This window comes from Mycobacterium kubicae (assembly GCF_015689175.1).
Taxonomy (GTDB): domain Bacteria; phylum Actinomycetota; class Actinomycetes; order Mycobacteriales; family Mycobacteriaceae; genus Mycobacterium; species Mycobacterium kubicae.
In genome coordinates this window covers 4,027,239-4,048,573 of the sequence record NZ_CP065047.1, presented here as the reverse complement: position 1 = coordinate 4,048,573, position 21,335 = coordinate 4,027,239, and the positions used below count along the sequence as shown (strand labels likewise).

Below are 21,335 nucleotides of genomic sequence, written 5' to 3'. Positions count from 1 at the left end.
CCTCAGTCTTCGACGAGAATGTCCTGAGAGTCGCCGCCGATCACCGGGATTTGTACCAGCGACAGAACGTGGTGTGCGGCGCTGCCCGGCGGTGCGATCAATACGCACTCACCACCCTGTTTGCGTGCCCGGTCGCGTGCGGCGGCCAGTGCGCTGACACCTGCCGAGCCTAAGTGGGTGACGGCGGTGAGGTCCACAGTCAATGACGCTATGCCAGAACGGCTTTCGACGGCGATTTGGCGGTCCAGGGTGGATGCGGTGGTGGAATCGACCTCGCCTCGCACGACGATGTGCCCGGGTTTGGTGACCAGAGAAACGAATTCACTGTCGACGGTCCGTGGACGGGGGGCCCGGCCGACCGCTGCGTCGGTGACGAATCGAGCCGGGCGCGAAAGGCGGTGGGTGAGTGTGGCAGTCGTGCCGCCGGCGTCGTGGATGACGTGGGAGTCGGTGACCAAGGCTTCGGCCATCGCGAGTCCGCGTCCGCGCCCCCGCTCGCCGTCCCGATAGTCCTTCCATTGGCCGCGGTCGGCCACCGACGCCCGCAACTTGCCTTCGCCGGTCAGTGTCGCCTCGACGGTGATCCCGTCGGGAACGTCGGTTCGATAGCCGTGTTCGACCGCGTTCTCGACGAACTCGGAAATGGCGTGCACGATGTCGGAGATGTCGTCGGGTTCGGCGCCGATGTCGGCAAGCCAGCCGCGGAACTGGGCGCGAATCGCGCGCGCCGCGTGGATTGTCGCGTCCACCGTGATGTTCAGTGCCGGTGTGGGTGTGCGCCGCTGCGCCGCCAGCAAGGTGACGTCGTCGTTGTATCCGGTGGCGCGCAACAGCAATTCGAGCGTCTCCGAACACAGCCGATCGATTGGCCGGGCCGGCGCGTCTATGACGAAGCCGCCGGTGCCCGCAGCGATATTGGCTGCCAGATCGGCGAATTCGGCGGTGCTGGCGCCCAGCGGTCGACCCGGACGTTCGATCAGGCCGTCGCTGTAGAGCAGGATTGCGTCGCCGATGTTGAGCATTTCAATGCGGACCGGAAAGCCCGTGCCGCTACCCAGGGGACCGGCGCCGGATGGCTCGACGTATCGGGAGCCGGAATCCGCGGTCACCAACAAGGGCGGTGGGTGGCCCGCGGTGCAGTATTGCAACTCGCCCGTCGCCAACTCGAGGGAGCCGACACAGATCGTGGCCGACTTTGATCCGGGCACCTGGTCGTGGAAGCGGTCCACTGCCTCAAGGGCTTCGCCGATCGTGTGGCCGGCCGAGATCTGCATCCGCAACGCGGTGCGCAGTTGAGACATCACCGCGGCGGCCTCCACGCCATGGCCGACCACGTCTCCGACTATGAGCACCAAGCGCTCCCCGAGCGCCAACGCGTCGAACCAGTCACCGCCGGCCGCGGTGTCTTCGGCCGCGACAAGGTACTGGGCGGCGATGTCGGCTCCGGGAACGACGGGGACCGAAGACGCCAGCAACGCTTGCTGCATGACCGTCGCCGAATCCCGGACGTTTCGATAACGCGCGGAGAGTTCTTCGACCCGCGCTTCGGCGGCAAGGCGCGCCCGCACTCGGGTGGTGACGTCGTCGAAAATGAGCTGGACACCTTCGATGGACCCGTCGGGGCGGCGACGCGGCGTGACCAAGAAGTCGAAGTAGCGCTCCTGCATTCCCGTACCGTCATAGTCGGCCTGGATGCGCCACTCTTTTCCAGATTGCGGCTCGCCCGTTTGGTAGACCCGGTCGAACATGTCGTATATCTGCTGGCTTTCCAGCTCGGGATACACCTCCCGCGCGGGTTGCCCCACATTCTTGAATGTCGCGCTGAATGCCCGGTACGCGGCATTGGCCGCGATGAAGTGGTGATCGGGCCCTGCTAAACCGACCACCATGGCAGGGATGTTCTCGAAGATGCGGCGCACGTCCTCAGCCGCGCCCACCTCGCTGTCCCAGTCCCTTTCGGCCGCCATGTGGCCGTACCTCCCGCGGACCGATTGACAAAGCGGCCGGGTGCGCCAATGCGCACGCAACAGCGGCCAGATTGTCAACGCGCAGTATTAGCGTGCCCCACGGACGTGGGTTTGGAAAAGAGCCTGCCTTACACCCGTGCGAGTCAAGCCGCCGAGAGCGCAGCTTCGGTCGTGGCGTGTACGGGCAGGATCTCGTCGAGCGCACACGCTTCGATGATGCGGGTGACGCCGGGATTTTGGCTGACGAGGCGCAGTTGGATGCCGCGCTGCTGGCAGCGTTCGGCCTCGTCTGCCAGGGCGGCCAGCGCGCAGCAACCCATGAAGTCGACGCCGTTGACGTCGATGACCAAGGGTCCGGGCGCGCTCGCAACAGCGGCCGTCTCGGTGAGCAGGCTCTGCCAGGTGGTCTCGTTGGCCGCGTCGATCTCGCCGTCCGCCCGGATCACCACCGCCGAGCCGCTGCGTTCGGTCTTTGCCCGCAGGGCGCTACGAGGTTCGTCGAGTTCGGATGCCAGTCGGCTGCTCAACAGGAGCGGGGCGGCGAAGACTTCTGCTGGACCCACGTTCATGGCGCAACCCCCAACTGACTGCGTGAAAGACCCCGGATGCTGATAGGCACCGGTAGACAAACGGTCGCCCTCTGTATAGCAGATCGGGGCCGCCTGATTAGGGGAAATGCGCGCGGATCAGCGCGGGATTCCAAGCCTCGTCTCAGTCTCTGATGCGGGTGAAGACCTGGTCGTACGGGCCACCCTGCAAGCGCCATTCGGCTCTGTTCAGGCCGACACTGGCTTCTTCGCCGGCGCCTCCACCTTCATGAGCTTCATCAGGTTTCCGCCCATGATCTTTTCGACGTCCTCCTGCTCGAAATCGGAGAGCTCGTCGACGAAGGAGATCGGGTCCTTGAGGCCCTCGGGGTGCGGCCAGTCGGAGCCGAAGACGACGCGGTCGGTGCCGACCATCTTGACGATGTCGGTGAACTGGTCTTCCCAGAACGGGCTGACGTAAATGCACCGCTTGAACGTCTCGATCGGGTCTTCGCTGAAAGCCTGCGGCATCTTCTTGTAGACGCCTTTGAGTCCCTTGAACAGATGCGGCACCCAGTCGGCACCGTTTTCGATGGACAAGATCCGCAGGTCGGGATTGCGCGACAGTGCCCCGTGGCAGATGAGGGCGCCGAAGGCGTCCTCGATGGGCCGATGGCCCATGGCCAGGCTCCGGAAGGCGGTGGGCTTGAACGGCAGGAACTCGTCTCCGGGCTCCCACACGTTGATGAGTTCGGAGTAGCCACTGTCGGAGGCGTGCATCGAAACCGGGATTTCGGCGCGCATGCAGGCTTGCCAGAACGGGTCGAACTCCTCGAGACCGAACGACCGGCTGCCGCGGTAACCGGGTACTGGCGCCGGGCGAACCAGCACGGTGCGGGCACCGCGTTCGAGGCACCATTCGAGTTCTTCGAGCGCGCGCTCGACGATCGGCAACGTGATCACCGGGGTAGCGAAGATGCGCCCTTCGTAGTTGAACGACCACTGCTCATACATCCACTGGTTGAGCGCGTGAATGACGTCATGCGTCATCTCCGGGTCGTCCTTCATCCGCTCTTCGACCAGGCTGGCCAGCGTGGGGAACATCAAGGCGTAGTCGATGCCGAGCTCGTCCATGACCTCGAGGCGTGCACCCGGTTCCCGGAAAGCGGGGATGGCCTTCATCGGCTCGCCCAGAATCTCGCGGTAGCTCTTACCCTGCGAGCCGTGCCGGAAGTAGTCCTCCTGAGCGCCGGGCCGCGCCACCACCTCGAACGTGGGGTTGGGGATGTACTCGCTGATGTGGCCCCGCACGACGATCTTGGTGCGACCGCGGACCTGCACATAGTCGATCACGTTCTTGCGCTTGTCCGGGAGGAACTTGGTCAGCGCCTCCTGCGGTTCGTACATGTGGTTGTCGGCGTCGAACACGGGAAACGGAAGCTCGCGAGACGGCATGGCGATCTCCTTGCAGAAGTCTGGATCTCGATAGACGGTAATGACGTTACCACTGTGCGGGTGGCGGGTGCACCGCCGGCCGGTTATGCCGTGGGCCAGTCGGGGAGTTGCGGTGTGGTTCCGTTGATCACGGCGAAGTTCACCGTCGCGGTTGCGAGTAGCTCGTCGTCGACGTCACCGTAGATGTCGACCTGCATGACCATTGCGCGCCGACCGGAACGCAGCATGCGAGGCACCGCGAACGCCGACCCCTGCCGGATCGGGCGCAGGTAGCGAACGAAGAGGTCGGACGTCGTCATGGTGGTGCCCGGCTGCAGGTGTTCCAGCCCGAACTGCCCACCCGCCACGTCGACGAGCGTGGCGATCAAACCGCCTTGCAGGGCGCCGGAGGTGTTGACCACTTGTGGGCTGACTGGCAGCGTCATCGCGAACTCGCCGTCGCGGGTGCCCGGGCGCATGCCGATCTGCGCGAACAGCTCGGCCAGCGACGGGGCGTCGATCACTTCGTCGTTGTCTTGAATGCCCAGGGCGCGACTGCAGAAGTCGTACAGCTGTCCCGCATCGATCGGTGTTCCGTTCAATTCGCTACCCAGCCAATGCAATCGCTGCGCGCCAACGACGGTCTGCATGACGATCGCGGCGGCGGCACCGACATCGAGTCCCGGCCGAAATACTCCTTCGGTGATGCCTTGGCCCACGATGTCGCGGATCAATTGGTGCAAAGGCGACAGCACCCTGGCGTACTCGCGTGGCCGCGTCTCGGCCAGATGTTGGTTGTAGAGGCTCAGGGCCCGGTTGAGGCTGTCCTGAGTGCTGGATTCGGGCTGTTGACTGACGCGGTCGATGACGAGCTTGAGGGCCGCCGTGCTGTCCAGTCCGTGCGTCTCGGCGCGCCACATCTGAGCCGAGTGCGCAATGGTCCGGTCGAAGAGCGCCAGCAATAGCTCATCTTTGCTGCTGAAATGCTGATAAAAGGCGCGCAGCGACGTCTTGGAGCGGGCCACGACTTCTTGCACCGTGAAATCGGTGCGCCCGGTCTCGCCCAGGATCTCGACCGCCGTCTTGATGAACCGGTCGGCGCGAGTGACTTCTGGTTCGTCGCTGGCCATCGGCGGTTTCTCCTCCTCTGGTGCGCCGCCACAGCGCCCCGAGAACGAGGTTACCGTTCCTGCTGCCACCCTCGCTCAGCCGTGCTGAAAGCCTTTGCCGGCGCGGTCGAGCGGATCCGGCTCCAGCCCCAGGAAAGTAGCTCGCAGGCGGTTCCAGAGTTCCAGCTGCTCCCAGGCGGGCTGCTCGCGCAGCTGCTGAACATTGGTCAGAAACGGGTTGGGCAGCAGGATCGTCATCATCTGTTCGTCACGGCCGTTGTGCAGGCGGACTCCCCAGGACGTGGGATGGTCGTCAATGCCAATTCGGCGGTAAAGCTCGGCGCGCGCGCACCTGCGGATCCGGCCGAGTTCGGGTCCGCTTTCCCGATGCTCGCCGATGCACAGGTGGAAGTGCCAGCGGCCGAAGTCGATGGTCGCATACCCGTCGTAGCTGGAGATGCGCTTGGGCGGGTTCGGCGCCGCGACCTCCCAAGCGGCACCCTCGATGAGGATGCCGAACCAGATCTCGTCCCAGTATTCGTTGAAGCAGAGGCGGATCAGGTCGAGCAGGCTGCGTTCGTCGGTGGGTAGCGGCCAACATTGTTCTCGCCCACCGTCTTCGGTTTCGATGAGGGCGGGGTGCGGCTCGGTCATGTTGTGAGCCTATGTCGTTTGACCAAGCCTGTGGGCAGGCTTATTAGCGCCGAAAATCCGCTGCTGGTGCCGGTATGGTGTGACACGGCGTTGAGGGCCGGGGAGCGGGGTGATCGTCATGACGTATCCGTTGCAGCCGATATCTCGCGAACAAGCCATTGCCAGTTGGCGGAAATCGTCGGCACGGGCGAAGAAGCTGTTCCTGCTGACCGCATTCGGAGCGATCGCCGTCGCTGTGGCGATCGGTTTCCTGTTCTCCGACGCGGCGGGTGCGCCGGCCTGGATCGCTTTGTCAGTTGGTGGGGTAGCGGCTGCTGGTGGGGCCGCGGGGTTGTTCAGCGCCATGCGGCAGGTGCGCTACCGCATCACCGTATTCCTCTCCGGCCTTCGGCTGTTGCTGATTATCGCGGTCGCTGTCGGCGCGATCTGGGCTGCCGGTAGTGCCCATCTGCTGTCCGGACGTGGCGCGAGGATTTTCATCATCGCAGTGGCGATGGGAGCGTTGACTTTTCATCTGTCCACCTCGACGCTCTTCATCGGTGACTGCAATGGTCTGACATTCCGGAAAACGCTGGTGCACTGGGACTGCGTCTCCCAGGTCGTCATCACCGCAGGCATCAAGCCCAGCACCCTCGAAATAGGGGCGCGATCGTTTTACGGAGTCAAGCTCGATCCGATACCGGTGCGGGAAGGGCAGGTGCTGACCGATCTACCATGTCGAATCGTGGTTCCGCGCAGTAAGTTCGACATCGAACGGATGGTGTGGGTACTCAATCAGTCCGGGCGTCAAGACATTACGCTCATCGAACGCACGGCCGACGGCGACAAAGTGTTGGCATCCGCCGGGCCGGTGGTTCGATAGGGTCAAGTAGTGAAATCCGAAGCCGCCGCCGGTGATCGTCAGCTGATCGAAGAGGCTGTGACCACACTGCTCGCGCAGGTGCCATCGGGATGGAAGCGGCTGCACGTCGAGTTCGAGCCGAGTGCATCGGTCGTCACGGCTTCGGTGACCGCGGCAGCGGGTGAACCGGTGCCGGTGTCGGTGCCGGCGGGTGTGGCGGAGGTACTCGGCCAATACCACCGTCGGGCCGTTGCCAACGCGGCACAGTGGCGTCTGCTGGTGGTTGATTGCGATGCCGACGGAACTCTGTCGGCGCGCACCGTGGAGTCTGCGTCTGCGCGGCCGCAGCGCCGGTGGCCGCAGCGGGTGCTGGCGGCCATCACGGTGAGCTGTTTGGCAGCTGCCGCAACCATATTCGCGGTGGACTGGCGATGGTCGGACCCGCCCCGCCTCACCGCAGTGGCAGCTCCGGCGCCGGCGAAAGCGCAGAGAGCCTACGAAGTGGTCGAGCAGTGGTATCGGGCCGAGGACGCCGGCGACGCCGCGCGGATGCGCGAGCTGGCTTGCGCTCACCCCACCCAGTCACTCGTCGATTGGATCAACACGATTGCCTACTACGGGCAGGACCAGGGTTTGGTTTTTCCAGATGCGTTGACGCAGTTCCGCGACGACGGCTCGACCGTATGGCTGAAGGTGGCGGTGCGGATTCGGCCGATCGATGAACATATGAAGCAAGAAGTCGAACAAGCCCAGGACCGCGGGGGGTTCTTCTTCGAGACAATGACATTAGCCAACGAGAACGAAAATCTGAAGGTCTGTGATGGCCAACGCTGAACCTCGCCCGCGTAGTCGACTCTCGTTGTCGGTCTGGGCGTTTGCGGCAGGCCTTTCGATCGCGGTGTTGGTGGTGGCGGTGCTCGGCCGAGACCGGGGAGATGGGCCGAGCTTTCGGCCCATGGCGGTAACCGACTCGATGACCGACGCGCAGGCCTACGAAGCGGCCAATACCACGGTGCGAGCATGGGTTCGCGAACGCAACGCCCGGCACTTGGCAAACCTCGAGGCACTGACGTGTAAGGACAATGTTGGCACCGTCACGGCCGAAGTGAATGCCGTGAGGAACCATGAGCCACTCGGAAAGGACATGCACGTCGTCTCCACCGGCGCGTTCGACCGCCACGACTCGCTGTGGACATTGAACACGCACTTCGTCAATGACGTGGGTGTGCAGTTCGTCCTAGGAGTGCGTCACGGCGAGTTGCTGGTCTGTCGGATCGCTGCCGCGCCGGTTCCCTGACTAACGTAGTGAGAGTGGAAGCGCAGTTGGGTGGATGGTGATGGCGTCCGGTTCGTCATTGCCACCGGACGGATTTCGATGGGTAGAACACGGCGACCAGTCGGAGGCGCCGCCGCGCCGATCGCGGCGGCGACGTTGGTGGTGGCTCGGTGCGGCAACCGTCGTCGTGATCGCCGTGGTCGCCGGAGGTGTCGTCGCGGTGCTCTGGGGACGCTCCCACAAGACCCGCCACGACGCCGTCGCGCCGCCGGCGCCCCCGCCCATCGGCACTCCCAAAGACCTACTCGTGTCGTTTCCGCTCAATCGCCAGCCGGTTCCGGGCTGGCAACTTTCGGGCAAGGACATCGGCTTGCCCCCAGGGGTAAAGATCGGTAATCTCTTCGCGCGCAACGGCAACAAGGCGTACTTCATCACCGTGGAAGGCTGTCAAGGGAAGTGCCGTAATCCGACCGGCTGGCTGTACGCGCTCGACGCCGACACAGGTGCAAGACTATTCCCGCCGTTGGCCTTACCTGGGTTCTCCGGAACAGACGCAGACTGCCATAGCAACGGCCCGGCAGTGGCCATTTGTACCAGCCGGGTCGCAGGCGAAGGCGACACTGCTCCACCGCCCGGCGCTTGGGTGATCAACTTGGATCGCGGTGTCGTGACCTATCACGGTCCAAACACGTTGAATCCTGACCTGTCGACTATCGGCGGCATGCGAGTCGAGGTGGTGGGCTATAGGTATGGGCCGGGTTACGTAGTGGCAGCCAAGCACGGTGAGGGCATCCACGGTATCGGCCCGCACGCCGAGCTGACCTGGTTTCTGCCTGGCAGTGGCGGGCTTCTTACCCCAGCATTGTATGACCCGGATGTCCCATCGCTGACCCTCGCGGTGCAACCCTTAGGGGTACCCGACGACGGGCGCGGAAATCGGGTGTTCTCCGTTGTCGATGGCAAAGATCTGACTCCCACCCCGCCCGCGGGCACTCGACTGGAAGAGGTGGAGGTCTACAACGGCGGGTTCGCTTACCAGTTCGATGCGGGCAAGACCACCGGCACCCTGATGTATGACACCACCGGCCACCAGGTCGGTCGCCAACAGCCCGAGCGTGGCTATCCCCGCCAAAACGCCGCGATGTTGACTTTGGTGGTCGGCGGAAACTTCCAGATCTATGATGCCGCAGCCAAACTCATCGCTACCATACCTTCACGAGGTTTGGTCGACGACTTCAGGACGATCGGCACCAAACTTTACGTCAGGACCCAAGGTAGCGGTTACGGTCTGGAGCAGGGTTGGCAGCAATGGGATCTGCTCACCGGGCAACCTGGCTCGACCTGCACCATGGACTTAGGGCCTGACTATGTCGGCTCCGACGGCAACATAGTGATCATAAAGAGACTCTCCGTCGACGAGCCGTCTCTACTAGCCATTGACACGACAAGCTGCCAAACCCTCTGGGAAATACCCGGAAAAATCTCGCTCTATAAAGTCGGCACCGGGCTGATCGAGATCGACTACGACCATGACGCCGTCATGTCCCTGCGCCCGCCCGATTAAACCGCCGTGCCGTTAGACATCTCGCGAGTCGCGTAACCGGGTGACATCCTCGGCGATCATCTCATCGAGCCTGTTATGAAGACTGGACAAGGTCATCGGTGTCAGGTAGTCGAATCCCGGCGCATAGATATAGTCGCCGTCATCCTTGATGCAGACATATGCAACGGTCTTCTTAGTGCGGTCGAATCCCCAATCCCGTGCCGGCTGCCAACGACTTTGGATCCGGGCGTACCGCGCCACGTGTGACCGGGGTATCGACACGGGTCCCGCGTTACTTTCGCGGCGCAACACCGCCAAATCTTCCTCCGCACTAGCACCATGTGGTCGGCGTACCAATCCAGGGATGACGATCCTCGGAGTTGTCCCCGCATTGGTGAGCGCGAGCGAACCGGCGATCGCCAGACCCAGGTCGTAGGGGGACACCGCGTACACGTCGACCACGTGGTCCTCGGAGTTCTGTACGGCTAGAAATCCCAACGGCCCGCGGCGATGCGCCAGCAGGCGGCCTCGGGGCGCGCCGACGATACTCACCACACATTCCACGCGAATGTCGGCATGCACGTAGGAAGTAACCCACTGATCGAAGTTGACCAGATCACCGCCTGCGAGCCGTCCGTGAATGGCAGCCAAGTAGTCCTCGTACTCCTGGTAGCTGTCAAACCGCGACGGTTGCGACACCACGAACGGGTGGGGGAGGAAGTCGCGGCCCAGACTGTCACTGATCGCCTGGACGTCGACCAGATCGATCTGTCCTATTCGACTCAACGCCGCTCGTTTCATGTTGCGATGTCGTCCGGTCAGCTAGGACGGTTGGGTCCGTGGTCTTCCCTCCGTTCATCGCCGACCACGGGGACGACACCTTCGGTCTCACCGATGACCTCTTGACCATGCTTGGTGTTGCGCAACGCCTTGCCTACTTTGTGTTCTTTGTCTGCGCCTTGGGCGCCCCGCTGCCCGGCCACCGGCGCCCCGGCGCCCGACCCTCCTGAGCCGGTTGAGACACTAGAACGCGACACCGGAGCAGCGGTGGTCGCTTTGCTGGCCTGCGTCAACTGTGCGGACGGTTTGCCGACAACGGGCGACCGTGCACCGGTACCGCCCACGCCGCCAGCTCGCGCGCCCGACCCCGACGGGCTGGTTGCCCCCTTGAGGCCTTGAGGCCCCAAACCCAGCACCCCTTCGGGTAGACCCCCTGCTCCGTTCTGTCCCCCCTTCGGAAGCTGCCCCAACGCTTGGTTCGCCGCGTTCCCAGCCTGGCCCGCCGCATTCTGGGCCTGCTGGCCGGCCTTATTGGCCGCATCTCCGGCGCCCTTTGCGGCATCACCCATACCTTGGAGCGCGTTGGCCGGCGATGTGGGCGTACCGGGCGCAGCCGCGGCGGGGTTCATCGCGCCCAGGCCAACTGGAGACGGCATCTCCGGTGCGCCCAAGCCGCCGGGCTTCAGTCCCCCAGGGGGAGGGCCACCACCGGCCGACGGAGCTCCAGACCCTGCGGGACTTCCGGCGAGTTGTGGGGGGCCCGCGGACATGTCGGGGTGTCGTTGACTGATCCACTCGATGGGCGGGTTGTAGAAGGTATGGATTGTCCGCTGGGCCTCACGATCGTAGGTAGCGGCGAGAAGGTCTTTTCTTGCCTCATCTTCCGTCGTGCCCATATATGCGGCTCTGGCCTTCGCGTCGGTATCCAATTGGGCTTTCGTCGAAATGAACCAGTCCTTCGTTTCTTTTATGTCGCGCGAGAATGTATCGACAAGCGGATCCATCCGCGCGGCCGCGTCGGCCAAAGAACCAAGGTAGTTCAGCGATTCTTGGGCTTTTTGGAACATCGCCGACGCGGTAGCGCCAGTCAAGCCGGCCTGAGTCGCTGAAATCGCTTCGTTGAAAGCATTGTGGGCCGCATGCAAAGCAGCACTGATACTTTGCCAGTGATTGTGGTGCCCGACGGCAACATCGTCAGCGGCGTCCTTGAGCCCGTTATAGCCTTCGAAGAAGGTGTTGATGTGCTCAAGCGGCGCAGCTTTGCTGGTTTGCCCTGCTAATCGGGTACCTTCGAGATTACTCAGATCGTGGAAGAGGTTGCTGCCGATGTACGAATTGATAAGGTGAGGAAGCTCATGGTTATCCGGGCCTAGGTCACCGAAGTATTGATCATCGTGCACCGTCCACTCTAGGTTGGGCGGATCATTCGACATGTTTCACCGTTACATCGAACGTAGGTACCACCTATTATCGGTCGGCATTCTGTATCGCGCTGTAGGCTGCACGGGAAAACTCCTGAAGAGCTGTAGCGAAGGCCGCGTACTCGGCGAGTCTTTGTCGAATAGCGTCAGCGGATTCGTTCAGATTGCGGGCAGTTACCCGGGCAGATTGGAAACTGCCGACGACTCCCTCGTTGATTCGCAAATTGCTCGCTGCGGCGACTTGCAAGTTAACCGCGTCGACTAGTTGCCCAGCAGCGAGGAACCAGCGATTCAACGCTCCGTGGTTAACTTTCAGAATGTCTTGGGGTACCTCACGACCCCACTGTTGCAACTGCCGCGTCGAATCGCTCAATGACCCCAATGAAGGCGGTTCCTCGACAGACATCGCACTTCCCTCCCGTCCCATGCCGTCGGCACGTGCGCCCCTCCGAGTGCGCCAACGGTACGTCCCTGCCAGGATAAAGCACTTCACCACCAGTAAATCGCGCAAATTTCGGGGCCTTGCACCACGCCTACCGGCGTCGGCGGTACCACGCGGTGAGGTCAAGGACGGCCGCGTACCAGGCCGCGAACCCAACCACCAAGGCAATCAGCGGGTAGTAGAACGTGACACCGGAGCTCAGCCAGGCCACGGCCAACGCCACCACGTAGATCGCAACCAGCAAGATCGGCGGAATAACCAGCGCGGCAACTCGTATGACGGACGACGAGCGCCGGGGCGGCGGTTGATTCTGGGTTTCGTCGGCCACTGACACCCCCGCCATGTACAGCCCCCACGGAATAAGAAAGACGAAGACGGCTCCGCTGAGAATGAATCCGCCGATGGTGAGAGCGCTGTTCAGGGTGGTGCTCATGAAGTCAGGCCGGCGAAGCTGAGTTGGTTGAGCGCCGTGTCGAGGTCAGGTTCAGCGAACAGGGCGAGAGAGAGTCGGAAGCTTCGGCGGTCGACAACGTCGCAACGTCTAAATCACTGACACAGTTCGAATGGGGAGCTGAATACTGCGGTATTAACAAGGCTCAACGTGGCGCGGCGGGTGGATGATCGCCCCGGCCAAGTGCGCGTTCCTGGACGATGAACCGTTGCCGTGCTTCTTGCAGTGGCGTTGAAGACGAGGTTTGTTCGATGCGTCCGCTCTCGCCGATCAGGAACACAGCCCGACCCACCGGCAGCTCAGCAAACGCCGCCGCATTGCTGGTGTCGACCTGTACCGGGGCGTACACCGACCAGCCGGCCTCAAACCGCTCTGCCACCAAATCCGTTGTCGGATAATCGATCCCGGTGTAGCGGATGTGTTCGGCCACCGCGGCGACCGCTTGGGCCGCATCGACGATCAGTGGGACGTCGCTAGCTGCGGTGTGAAATTTGCGGCGCAGCGCGTCTTGGTGGCTTTCGATGAACGGTCCGGCGATGCGCGTGTTCTGCACCCATTCGGTGAGGCCGACGAGAGCGACGTACCACCCCGCAAAACCCAGCGGTATTGCGATCAGCGGATACTGGAAGGTCGGGCCCGTGGCCCGGCTAGTGAGCACTACTGCGGCAATGTAAGCCCCGAAGAGGACTAGCGGCGGGACCACCAGTGCCGCGGTGCGTTGAAAGGCATCGAGCCGGTTTGGCTGGCGTTGTTGTTGATCCATGGCGACACTGCCAGTGACTGTGCCGAACGGGATGCCGAAGAACAGCACGAACGGCGCGCTGATGACCAACTCGGCGACGGTAAGTGCGGTATCGGTGGCCGAATTCATCGAGCCAGGCCGGCGAGACTGAGCTGGTTGAGCGCGGTGTCGAGATCTGGGTCACCGAAATCACTGAAAACCGTGGCTAGGTCACCTCTTGTGACGCGGCGGTTCTCGGCTGCAGCCAGCAAGTGTTGACACGCATCCATTGCCTGTGGGCCGACGACGGCGGTCATGGCGTCGACCGTTTCTTGGGTTGTCCAAATGATTGGCAACGGGTCGTCGAGCTCGTCGAAGGTGTCAGTCGCACCTCGCCACCAATGACCTTCGGACCACCAATAGCAGAAGGTGAGCAGGCCGTTCTGGTTACGAGTGTTGAGTACCGAGTCGTTGACCCAGGCCGGCGCACCGCAGTACAGGTCGGGCAGCGGCTGTCCATGCTGATAGGCCGCAACCAGCCGTGGCGAGTTCCAGCGACCCCCGGATAGGACCGCCCGATCCCCGGGCAACAAATAGAGGGTCGATCCGCTGCGTGCGTCGGATTCGTACCACGCGATCCCGGGGTTGATCCGTGGCCCCCACTGCGAGCGGGCTCCTGTGTACACCGCAGCCAGCGCCGCCCAGCGAGCCCAGGTGTGCGGGAGGGGCTCGAGCTCATCGGTTTTCGTGCTTCGGCGGCCGGCGGCCTGATCAGCCGAGGCCGCCGCCGACGCCTGTGCTGGTGTGCGGCCTTGAGCGGCGGGCCCGGCCAGATATCCGGCCAGCCACACCGGTAGGCCGCGCCGCGGGTAGGCGGCGATGTCATCGCGATAGTTTTCCGGCGGCTGCAGTTGATGGTCGGGGAAAGGCTGGTCGCCATAGTCGTAGTCGGCCCGCAGCTGTCCTTGGTTGGTAACCGTCAGCATCAGCCGCCACCAAGGACCAGCCGACATCTTTGCGCTCATCTCGCGCTGGGCCCGAACCAGATCCATGACCGACTGAGGAACGGTGATTGGCCGCCATCCGTCGCTGGTGGAGAATGTGCACTCGGCACTTCCGGCCCGCACCGTCAACGCAAAGATAGCAGTGAACTCCTGCCACCCTGGTGGGCCCAGCAATGCCAATTCTTGGGTGATCGGCTCCAGCATTGCCGATGCTTGTTCACCGATTTCTTCATCGCGGCGCGCCCCCTCCCGATCCGGTGGGGGAGCACCGTCGAGCACTGCGAATCCGTTGGCGACTGGCTGCCCGACCGATGCCTGGTTGAACGAGTCGACGAATTCAGTCATGAACGCACCCGGGTCCGTGGTGGTCGCTCTATGAGCCAGGGCCCGCTCGTCCTCGGCGAAGCGCTGGCGGGCCTGCAGCGGGGGCGTCGATGACGAGACCTGCTCGACACGTCCGCTGTCGCCGACCAGAAATACGGCCCGCCCCACCGGCATGTCCAAGAACGACGCCGGATCACTGGTGTCGACGTGTACCGGCGCATACACCGACCACCCGGACTCGAATCGGTCGGCAGCCAATTCTGAAGTGGGATAACCGAATCCAGCCTGGCGGATGTAATCGGTCGCGATGGCGATCGCCTCGGCGGCGCTGATCCTCACTGGGATTGCCCCTTCAGGTCGACTGGACGCATGACTTTCATGTCGGCTGAATAGCACCCGCCAGGAGCTGGCTGTAAGCGAGCCGCCCCAGCAATTGATAACAAGCGTCGGCTTCGGTGGCTAGCCGTGTGAGGCTGTTCTTGTTGCCTCGTTCCAGCCAGTAGACCTCCCAGGAGCCATCGGACGCCTGCTCGACGCACCACGAATAATCGGCGTGACCGCCCAACGCCAATACTTGTGGGGATATGCCGATAGTCGCCAGCACGCGAGCCAGTTCAGCCAGATTCATAGCGGGATCTCCCTCAGGTAACCGGCATTGACCAGATCAACAATTGGGCGCGGGAAGTAGTACTGGGTGCCGCCGCCCGGCTGTCCCATCGCAGGTGCGATTGGGCCTTCCCAGACCGGAAGGGGTCTGAGTACCTCGTATCGGTGAAAACCCGCCTCTAAGCTATGCGGCGGCAACCCGCGATTGGGGAAGGGTGTGCCGGTCGGCGAGCCGAATACGCCGAATCCGGGCCCGAACCGATCGAAGAATTGGCCTGGATTGAGGACGACTGGGGTGCGCGACTCGGGTGTGTCGAAGCCCTGCGGATGCACGTCTGGGTCGGGCCACACCAGTTCTGGATTCCCGTGCCCATCGCGCTTGCCGGTAGGCCAGTAGTGACTGTTCCAGGCCTCTTCGCCGAGGCCAGCGTGCGGGTCGTAGCTGTTGGCGACCATATCCTGCACTTCCGGATGCCTGCTGGGCACGCCGGGTGCCAAGGCATCGCTGACTCGGGTCGGGTTGACGGCGGCGCTGTCGAGCAACCTGTGATCGAGCAACCCGGATTGAGGGTGGACGAGTTGGTCGGTGGGTATCGTGTGGCCGTTGGCATTGTAGTCGCGTTGCAGGGAAGCAACAGCGGGCGCATCGTCGCTCGTCTCGTTGCCGGCGACATTGCCGACTTCCTCGGCGGCGCGCAGCTCGTCCGGCCGACCATCGAGAGGGTCGATGGGTCGCCCGCGGCGGTCGAGGTAACCCACCGCGGTCCTGTCGACCGCGCCCTGACCCCATGACGGTGGCCACCCCGACCGTTCGAATTGGTCGCCGACTCGCTCGTAGAGGTGCACGACACCGCCTTCGTTGACTGCGATGTAGGCGTGCCCGCCCTGTTGCGGACCTCTCGACCACCGCGAAGCCAGCAGCGCTGCCGACCCGTCACCGTGGTGTAAGAGCGTGTCGTGAATATCGGCGTAGGTGGCGAACAGCGACCCCGATCCCCACGCTTCAAACAGATGTCGGGCCGGCACACCCGTCGGACCTGGTTTCGCCTGAAGCGCGACGTCGCGACCGTAGCGTTCGGACAGGAAGTTGGTCACTTCGTGGGCGCAGCGGCCGTTATCGTGCACCGCGCCGTGTTGCGGCCGGTGTTCGACACGGCTCTGGTGCTCAACGGCACCGGCGTCGGAATGATCGGAATGCCAACCGGGGTCCCAGATTCGGCGTTCGACTGAATAAGCTTCACCGTTGGTCGGCTCGAGCTTAAGAGGGCGGCCCTGAGCGGGTTCGTCTGTGCGCCACCCCAATTTCCACAACGGCCGCTCGGTCCGGTGCGCCTCCACGTGTACCTGGTCGAAGTGCCCCGCGGCGATGCGGCCGAAGTTCGCCAATGACTCGGTGCGCACTCCCAGCCTGGGATCGATGTGGTAGTAAGCCGTGTGCGTGGCCTTGGTTTCCGCGGTGTCCATATGACGGGGAAACTCGGCCGTGATCCGTTGCGCGCCGAACGATCGCATTGCCGGGTCGATGCCGAGTCCGATCCCGAAAAACCGTCCCCGCGAAGCGGGCGTGCGGCCTCCAGTCGCGGTAACCGGGTCGCGCGACGATGAGGCGACAAAGACACGGTCGCCGATCCCGAAGTCGCTGGCGTGGTGCTGCTTGGCGGCGCCCGGGGAGCCCAGCAAAGTCACGCTGCGAACGTGTCCAGCCAACCGGCCGTCACGCCCGGCGTAGCTGGTCGCGGTTGATCCATAGGAATGACCGAAGATGTGGTTGTCGCGAAAGTGATCGCCCGACGACGCTATTGCGTCGACGGCGGCGTTGAACGCCGCAATATCGTCGTGCAGAATGGCGCCGCCGACTCGTGCCAGCCCATGGAATGGTGTTCGCAATAGCCCGATACCGCTCGGCGCGTCATAACCGATCCAGGCAATCGACGCCGCCGTGATGCTTGGGTTTTCTCTTCGCACCGACTCCCAATGATTTAGTGCGTTGGTCAGGTTGCCTGGGAGGCTGGCGATTGTAGTTGTTATTCCCGGTACGTGCCAAGACACCGACTCTGCGTGGTGTGGGTCGTGCCCGACGCTGACCACAATTCGACCGTCTCCGTGGAAGGTATAGGGGTCAAACGCGAGGATGTGCACCTCACCGCCGCGAGGTACAAGTTCGGCCCTGGCGTTGTCGAGTGCTCTGCGGATGTTGTCGTATCGAGCGAGTTCTTTGATGTCTGTGCGAGTGAGGCGCTCGCCCGCGCCTCGACGGGAGTGCAATTCGTCGCGCAGCTGAGATAGTTGGTGATCGTTGGCTTCGGTGCGCGCCCACGCGGGAACACCTTCGGCGTTACCGATTTCGCGGGAGTAGGTGTCGATTAACGCTCGCTGCTCTTCACCCGTGAGTTCCCGCCACCACGTGACATTGTCCTTGGCACGCTGTTCTCCAAACGTGCTGTCGCCCAGGTGATGACGTAATTCGTCGGGACGTACCGGCGGAATCCGTTTCCACAACGCTTCATTGGCGATGCCTCGGGAGTGCTCGCTGTCCGGATGCGATGGCACGTGGCGCCCCCGGTCACCGGGATCTACGTGGTGGTGACCGGGATCCTCTGAATGCGGGCCAAGGTCGCCAGCGTCGCGCGGCCCGACTGGTGGTTCTAAAACTCCGTCGTGGTCTCCTCCGGCCACTCGCCCTGATTCTGCTGAGCTAGCTGGACCACGTGGGCCCTCGCCACGCTCGACAGCGTGTCCGGCGGGTCGTTCAGCAGCGTCTGCTTGTCGATGGTCAGGGGGTGATCCCGAGTGGGTTCCGGCGGGTTGGTCAACGAAACCGCGGTCATCTGATACCCGATGCTCCGGGAATCCTCCCGAACGCGTCGGATCGTGATGCTCCATTGGTAGGGATAAATCTGCCGGGCCGGCGGCGGTTGCCCGCTCCGCTTCGCCTCGACGTAGTCCTCCGCCACCAAGTCGGTCGACCAGCTCGGAAACTCCGTCACGACCCCGGTTTGCGAATCGATCACGAGTTTCGTCGAGCCCACCGCCTCGCTGCCCGTGGCTTCCTCCGGTGTCAGGATCGGCGAGCAGATCCAACCCATCTCGAACGGCACTACTTCGTAGGAGGTGTTCGGATCGATCTGAGCCAGGTAAGCCAGCGCTTGGTCCGGGGTGTCCAGTTGCGCCATGGTGGCCTCCTTGCCGTGGGGTGATCGGCCCGAAATGGTCGGGTGCGATAGCGGTGAAGTGCAGGTACGCCGACTTGTCGACGAACCGCGGCGGCGGCTGATCGAAAGTCCGGTTTTGCTGGGGATCCCACCACACGGGGCCCGAAGCATCCCGCGGGTAGACGATGACGGTGGCGTGGGCACCATCGAGTTCGGGCGTCCCGTCCGGCTTGAACAACGGCTTGCCGCTACCGTCGAACTTCTGCCAGCCGTTGACCACCAGCGCCGACGAGCCCGGACCCATTTGCTTGATGCGCTCGTGCAGCGCTGCAAACTGTTTGGGTATCGACATGCCCTGGTATTGATGCAGCCCGTCGCCCAGCCAGGCCTTCGCTCTCGCCAAACCGCCAGCCTCGCCGAGACGGTTTGCTTCGTATCGTGGTGCCGCGACCGTCGGGTGGCCGTGGAAGGACGCCAAAGCCGCTAGCGAGGTATCCAGGCAATTGTTGGCTCGCCCGGCGACACTTGGTCCGCCATCGTTGATGAGCTCACCATAGGGATGGGTGCGCGGGTCAGCCCAGGTGGCATAGCTGCCATCCTGATTAGTCAGGGCTTCCCGTACGGCGCTTTGGTGTGCTGGGTCCTCCACGGGCGCAAGTTGTTTCGGTCCGTAGACTCGGTGGTCCGCCGGATTGTCGAAACCCGCGGGGTCGAGGGGCCCGGGAGCGGGTGGTGGCGGCATGTCGTCGCCGCCGTGGTATCCGTCGGAGCCCGGCCGTCGGATCGTCGGATCGTGTGGCCCGCTCGACCGGTCCGGTCCGCCAGCGCGGGATAGGTCAGGTGCCGTCGGGCGTGCCGCGCTGTGACCGCCGTCCGGTGACATGTGTGTGACGACTGGTGACACAGTCGTCGCGTCCTCAAGGAGCGATGCCTCGGCAGTTGAGCCCGAATCATGCTTCTTGCCAGCATCTCTGGCGTGATCCGACGCGGATTCGGCTCGGCTGACCCGGTCAATGACCGGGTGATGTTCGTCGCGTCTGGCCGACAACTGCCCGTCTCGCGGTACTTGCCCATCGCGCGGCGGTGCACCATCCCGCCGTGGTTGCTGCCCGTCCCGCGGCGCCTGCGTGTCACGCACCGGTGGGGCGTCACGCGGTGGCGGTACCTCACGTGGTGGCTGGCTGTCACGCAATGGTGTTGCGCTGGTTGAGGATTGAGGATCACGCGGTAGATGGCTGTCTCGGGCCGGCACTCCTGCGTCGCGCACCGGGTGCGTTGCGGGCTCGGTGCCGGTCGAGGTGCGCAGGGTATCGGCGACATCCCTGGCGCCGGCCCCGGCCGGCGCGTCGGAGATCCGGGCGGCTGGCGCACCGGCAGGGTGCCCGGCGGAGGCGGCACCGGACTCCGCGACGCCGGCCCGCGCAACCGGGGCCGGCGGACTGCCCGATGGGGCCGAGGCATGACCGGTGGGCGCAGCGGAAGCGTGACCCGCGGGCACGGCTGGGGTACCCGCTGACGGTGATCCCGTCGACGGCGCGTCGAGCACACCGGCGTGAGCGCCCGCAGGCGTGGCGGTGTGCGGCGGGATGCCGGGATCGGTGCCGAGCAGAGCGCTGGGCGCTAACGGTGCCGCATCCTGCCCGCGCGACCCGAGATTGAAGGGAACGTCCACATTCGGCGCCGCCGGTCCGGTGAATTCCGACGCGCGCCCTGCGGGCGCCGGGGTAGTTTCAACCGGGGGCGTCGGCGAATGTTGGGTTGCGGGTTCAGGATTCACCACCGGCCCGACCGGGCGGTCCCCGGTAAGAGCGGTGATCTCCGGGGCGCCGGTGGGGTGCACGGCCGGACGCTGCAGCCCGTCGACACCACCGAAGACCAGGCCGGCGCCGGCGGCGTCGGCGAAGTTCATGTGGCCGGTCAGGGCCTGTTGAGCAGCCAGCGTCCCACCGGCGTTACCGACGAACGACGCGCCGAAGTTCTTGGCGCGGTTCGCTAATGCCGAACCCGCGTCGACATCGTGAGCGCCGCGCAGAATGGGCCCCATGACGGCGCCGGAAACAGCCCCTCCCTCAACGTCATTCCAGAACGACTCCGAGTCGAACCCGCGTCGATTGCCTTGCAGCATCTGCTGACTCTGGATGCCCGCGTTCAGCCCTGCCGAGATGCCCGCGTTGATGGCCGCGCTCATCAGGGCGCGTGTGACGATTTGGGCGATGACTCGGGCTACTGCCTCTTCGGCCACTTTGGCGACGGCAGCGCGAATGATCTGGCTGATCGCGGCCTCGGCGACCGCGACGGCTGCGGCCGCCTCGACCGGCGCGCCCCAGTTGATCCACGCCGATGCGGCAAGTGCGGCCAAAGTCGCTGCCAGCGCAACGAGATTCGCGATGAACATTTCCTTCGCGAACTCGATCTCGGTGGCGACGTTGTCGACGGCCTCGGCCAACTGGCGCAACTGCCCGGCAATCGTGTCGATCGAACCCGGACCATCGACGAAAGGTTTGAGTCGCTGGTCAAGCTTGTTGTGGATCTCCCCGGAGATGAATCCCTCCAGGGTGGTCCGCGTAGCGGCAGTCAGCCCGTCTTTGTGGCGCTCCAATTGGTCGGCATAGTCACGCCAGCGGTCGGCCTGGCGTCGACACGCGGTCTCGTCGCCCTCGGGAAACGGCTCACCGATGAGGTCACCCACCCACCGCAGCCAGCCGGGGATTTCAATGCCCACGGATCACGCGCCAAATACCGGGTGACGACTCCGAACCCAGGCGCGGCTAGCCAGCGACGCCGCCGTCCTGAGCAATGATGCTGTTGGACGCGTCGGTGAGCGCGGGCGCGACGCTTTCCACGGCCTTGGCGTAATCACCCGCGTTGGTGATCACCTGCGAACGGTCTGGATCGAACTTCGAGGCGAAGGCCGATCCGATCTTGTCGTGGGACCACGGCGAGTCGCCGGACAATTCCGCGTGCAAACCGTTGATCAACGACGTGAGCGAGCTTCCTAGTTCGTCGAACTGGCTGGCGGCCGCTCGCGCGGTGCCGTCGTCGTATTCGAATTGTTCTGCCATGCTTTCTCTCCTCACCTGCTC

The 21,335-nt window shown here is 63.9% G+C and carries 18 protein-coding genes; 4 read left to right on the top strand and 14 right to left on the bottom strand.

The features are described 5' to 3' along the window. Positions 1–2: 2 nt before the first annotated feature. The 5 genes from I2456_RS18925 to I2456_RS18905 form a co-directional block, all read right to left on the bottom strand. Complete coding sequence (locus tag I2456_RS18925; RefSeq protein ID WP_085074801.1) at positions 3–1,967, bottom strand: SpoIIE family protein phosphatase; 1,965 nt, start codon at positions 1,965–1,967, stop codon at positions 3–5. A gap of 143 nt (positions 1,968–2,110) precedes the next feature. Continuing rightward, on the bottom strand, positions 2,111–2,536 hold the full coding sequence (locus I2456_RS18920; RefSeq protein ID WP_068032724.1) for an anti-sigma factor antagonist: 426 nt from the start codon (positions 2,534–2,536) through the stop codon (positions 2,111–2,113). Positions 2,537–2,743: 207 nt separating this feature from the next. Then, a complete protein-coding gene (locus I2456_RS18915) occupies positions 2,744–3,949 on the bottom strand; it encodes an amidohydrolase family protein (RefSeq protein WP_085074800.1) in 1,206 nt (401 codons plus the stop codon). Positions 3,950–4,032: 83 nt separating this feature from the next. Then, positions 4,033–5,058 carry a hotdog fold thioesterase gene (locus tag I2456_RS18910; RefSeq protein WP_085074799.1) on the bottom strand — a complete coding sequence of 342 codons (1,026 nt, stop codon included), beginning with the start codon at positions 5,056–5,058 and terminating at the stop codon, positions 4,033–4,035. Between the two features lie 75 nt (positions 5,059–5,133). Then, entirely contained in the window at positions 5,134–5,691 is a 558-nt protein-coding gene (locus I2456_RS18905; protein ID WP_085074798.1) for a DUF7676 family protein, read from the bottom strand. A gap of 118 nt (positions 5,692–5,809) precedes the next feature. Here I2456_RS18905 and I2456_RS18900 point away from each other — a divergent pair, with 118 nt between their 5' ends. The 4 genes from I2456_RS18900 (at position 5,810) to I2456_RS18885 (ending at position 9,372) form a co-directional block, all read left to right on the top strand. Next, positions 5,810–6,553, top strand: coding sequence for a hypothetical protein (locus tag I2456_RS18900; protein WP_139823237.1), 744 nt, complete (start codon positions 5,810–5,812; stop codon positions 6,551–6,553). A gap of 9 nt (positions 6,554–6,562) precedes the next feature. Continuing rightward, positions 6,563–7,366 carry a hypothetical protein gene (locus I2456_RS18895; protein WP_085074796.1) on the top strand — a complete coding sequence of 268 codons (804 nt, stop codon included), beginning with the start codon at positions 6,563–6,565 and terminating at the stop codon, positions 7,364–7,366. Positions 7,367–7,487: 121 nt separating this feature from the next. Further along, positions 7,488–7,829 carry a hypothetical protein gene (locus tag I2456_RS18890; protein WP_131811316.1) on the top strand — a complete coding sequence of 114 codons (342 nt, stop codon included), beginning with the start codon at positions 7,488–7,490 and terminating at the stop codon, positions 7,827–7,829. A gap of 166 nt (positions 7,830–7,995) precedes the next feature. After that, the gene (locus I2456_RS18885) at positions 7,996–9,372 is read left to right on the top strand and encodes a hypothetical protein (RefSeq protein WP_139823236.1); all 1,377 of its coding nucleotides are present in this window, start codon (positions 7,996–7,998) and stop codon (positions 9,370–9,372) included. Between the two features lie 12 nt (positions 9,373–9,384). On the opposite strand, the gene I2456_RS18880 is transcribed toward I2456_RS18885, so the two are convergent. From I2456_RS18880 to I2456_RS18840, 9 genes are all read right to left on the bottom strand, one after another. Continuing rightward, positions 9,385–10,137: a hypothetical protein gene (locus tag I2456_RS18880; RefSeq protein WP_205880182.1), complete on the bottom strand. Its 753-nt coding sequence runs from the start codon at positions 10,135–10,137 to the stop codon at positions 9,385–9,387. A 32-nt stretch (positions 10,138–10,169) separates the two neighbouring features. After that, the gene (locus tag I2456_RS18875) at positions 10,170–11,564 is read right to left on the bottom strand and encodes a hypothetical protein (protein WP_068032707.1); all 1,395 of its coding nucleotides are present in this window, start codon (positions 11,562–11,564) and stop codon (positions 10,170–10,172) included. 34 nt (positions 11,565–11,598) lie between these two features. Then, positions 11,599–11,958, bottom strand: a complete 360-nt coding sequence (locus I2456_RS18870; protein WP_131811315.1) for a hypothetical protein — start codon at positions 11,956–11,958, stop codon at positions 11,599–11,601. Between the two features lie 127 nt (positions 11,959–12,085). Beyond that, a complete protein-coding gene (locus tag I2456_RS18865) occupies positions 12,086–12,427 on the bottom strand; it encodes a hypothetical protein (RefSeq protein WP_068032703.1) in 342 nt (113 codons plus the stop codon). A 163-nt stretch (positions 12,428–12,590) separates the two neighbouring features. Continuing rightward, positions 12,591–13,316 carry a hypothetical protein gene (locus I2456_RS18860; protein ID WP_085074795.1) on the bottom strand — a complete coding sequence of 242 codons (726 nt, stop codon included), beginning with the start codon at positions 13,314–13,316 and terminating at the stop codon, positions 12,591–12,593. After that, on the bottom strand, positions 13,313–14,833 hold the full coding sequence (locus tag I2456_RS28640; RefSeq protein WP_068032698.1) for a hypothetical protein: 1,521 nt from the start codon (positions 14,831–14,833) through the stop codon (positions 13,313–13,315). Before I2456_RS28640 ends, I2456_RS18860 begins: the two co-directional genes overlap by 4 nt. 37 nt (positions 14,834–14,870) lie before the next feature. Continuing rightward, complete coding sequence (locus tag I2456_RS18850; RefSeq protein ID WP_068032696.1) at positions 14,871–15,122, bottom strand: hypothetical protein; 252 nt, start codon at positions 15,120–15,122, stop codon at positions 14,871–14,873. Next, positions 15,119–20,974 (bottom strand): glycohydrolase toxin TNT-related protein, encoded by a 5,856-nt coding sequence (locus I2456_RS18845; protein ID WP_085074794.1) that lies wholly within the window; start codon positions 20,972–20,974, stop codon positions 15,119–15,121. The genes I2456_RS18850 and I2456_RS18845 overlap by 4 nt, the downstream gene beginning before the upstream one ends. A gap of 46 nt (positions 20,975–21,020) precedes the next feature. Further along, positions 21,021–21,314 (bottom strand): hypothetical protein, encoded by a 294-nt coding sequence (locus I2456_RS18840; protein WP_068155867.1) that lies wholly within the window; start codon positions 21,312–21,314, stop codon positions 21,021–21,023. Positions 21,315–21,335: the final 21 nt, after the last annotated feature.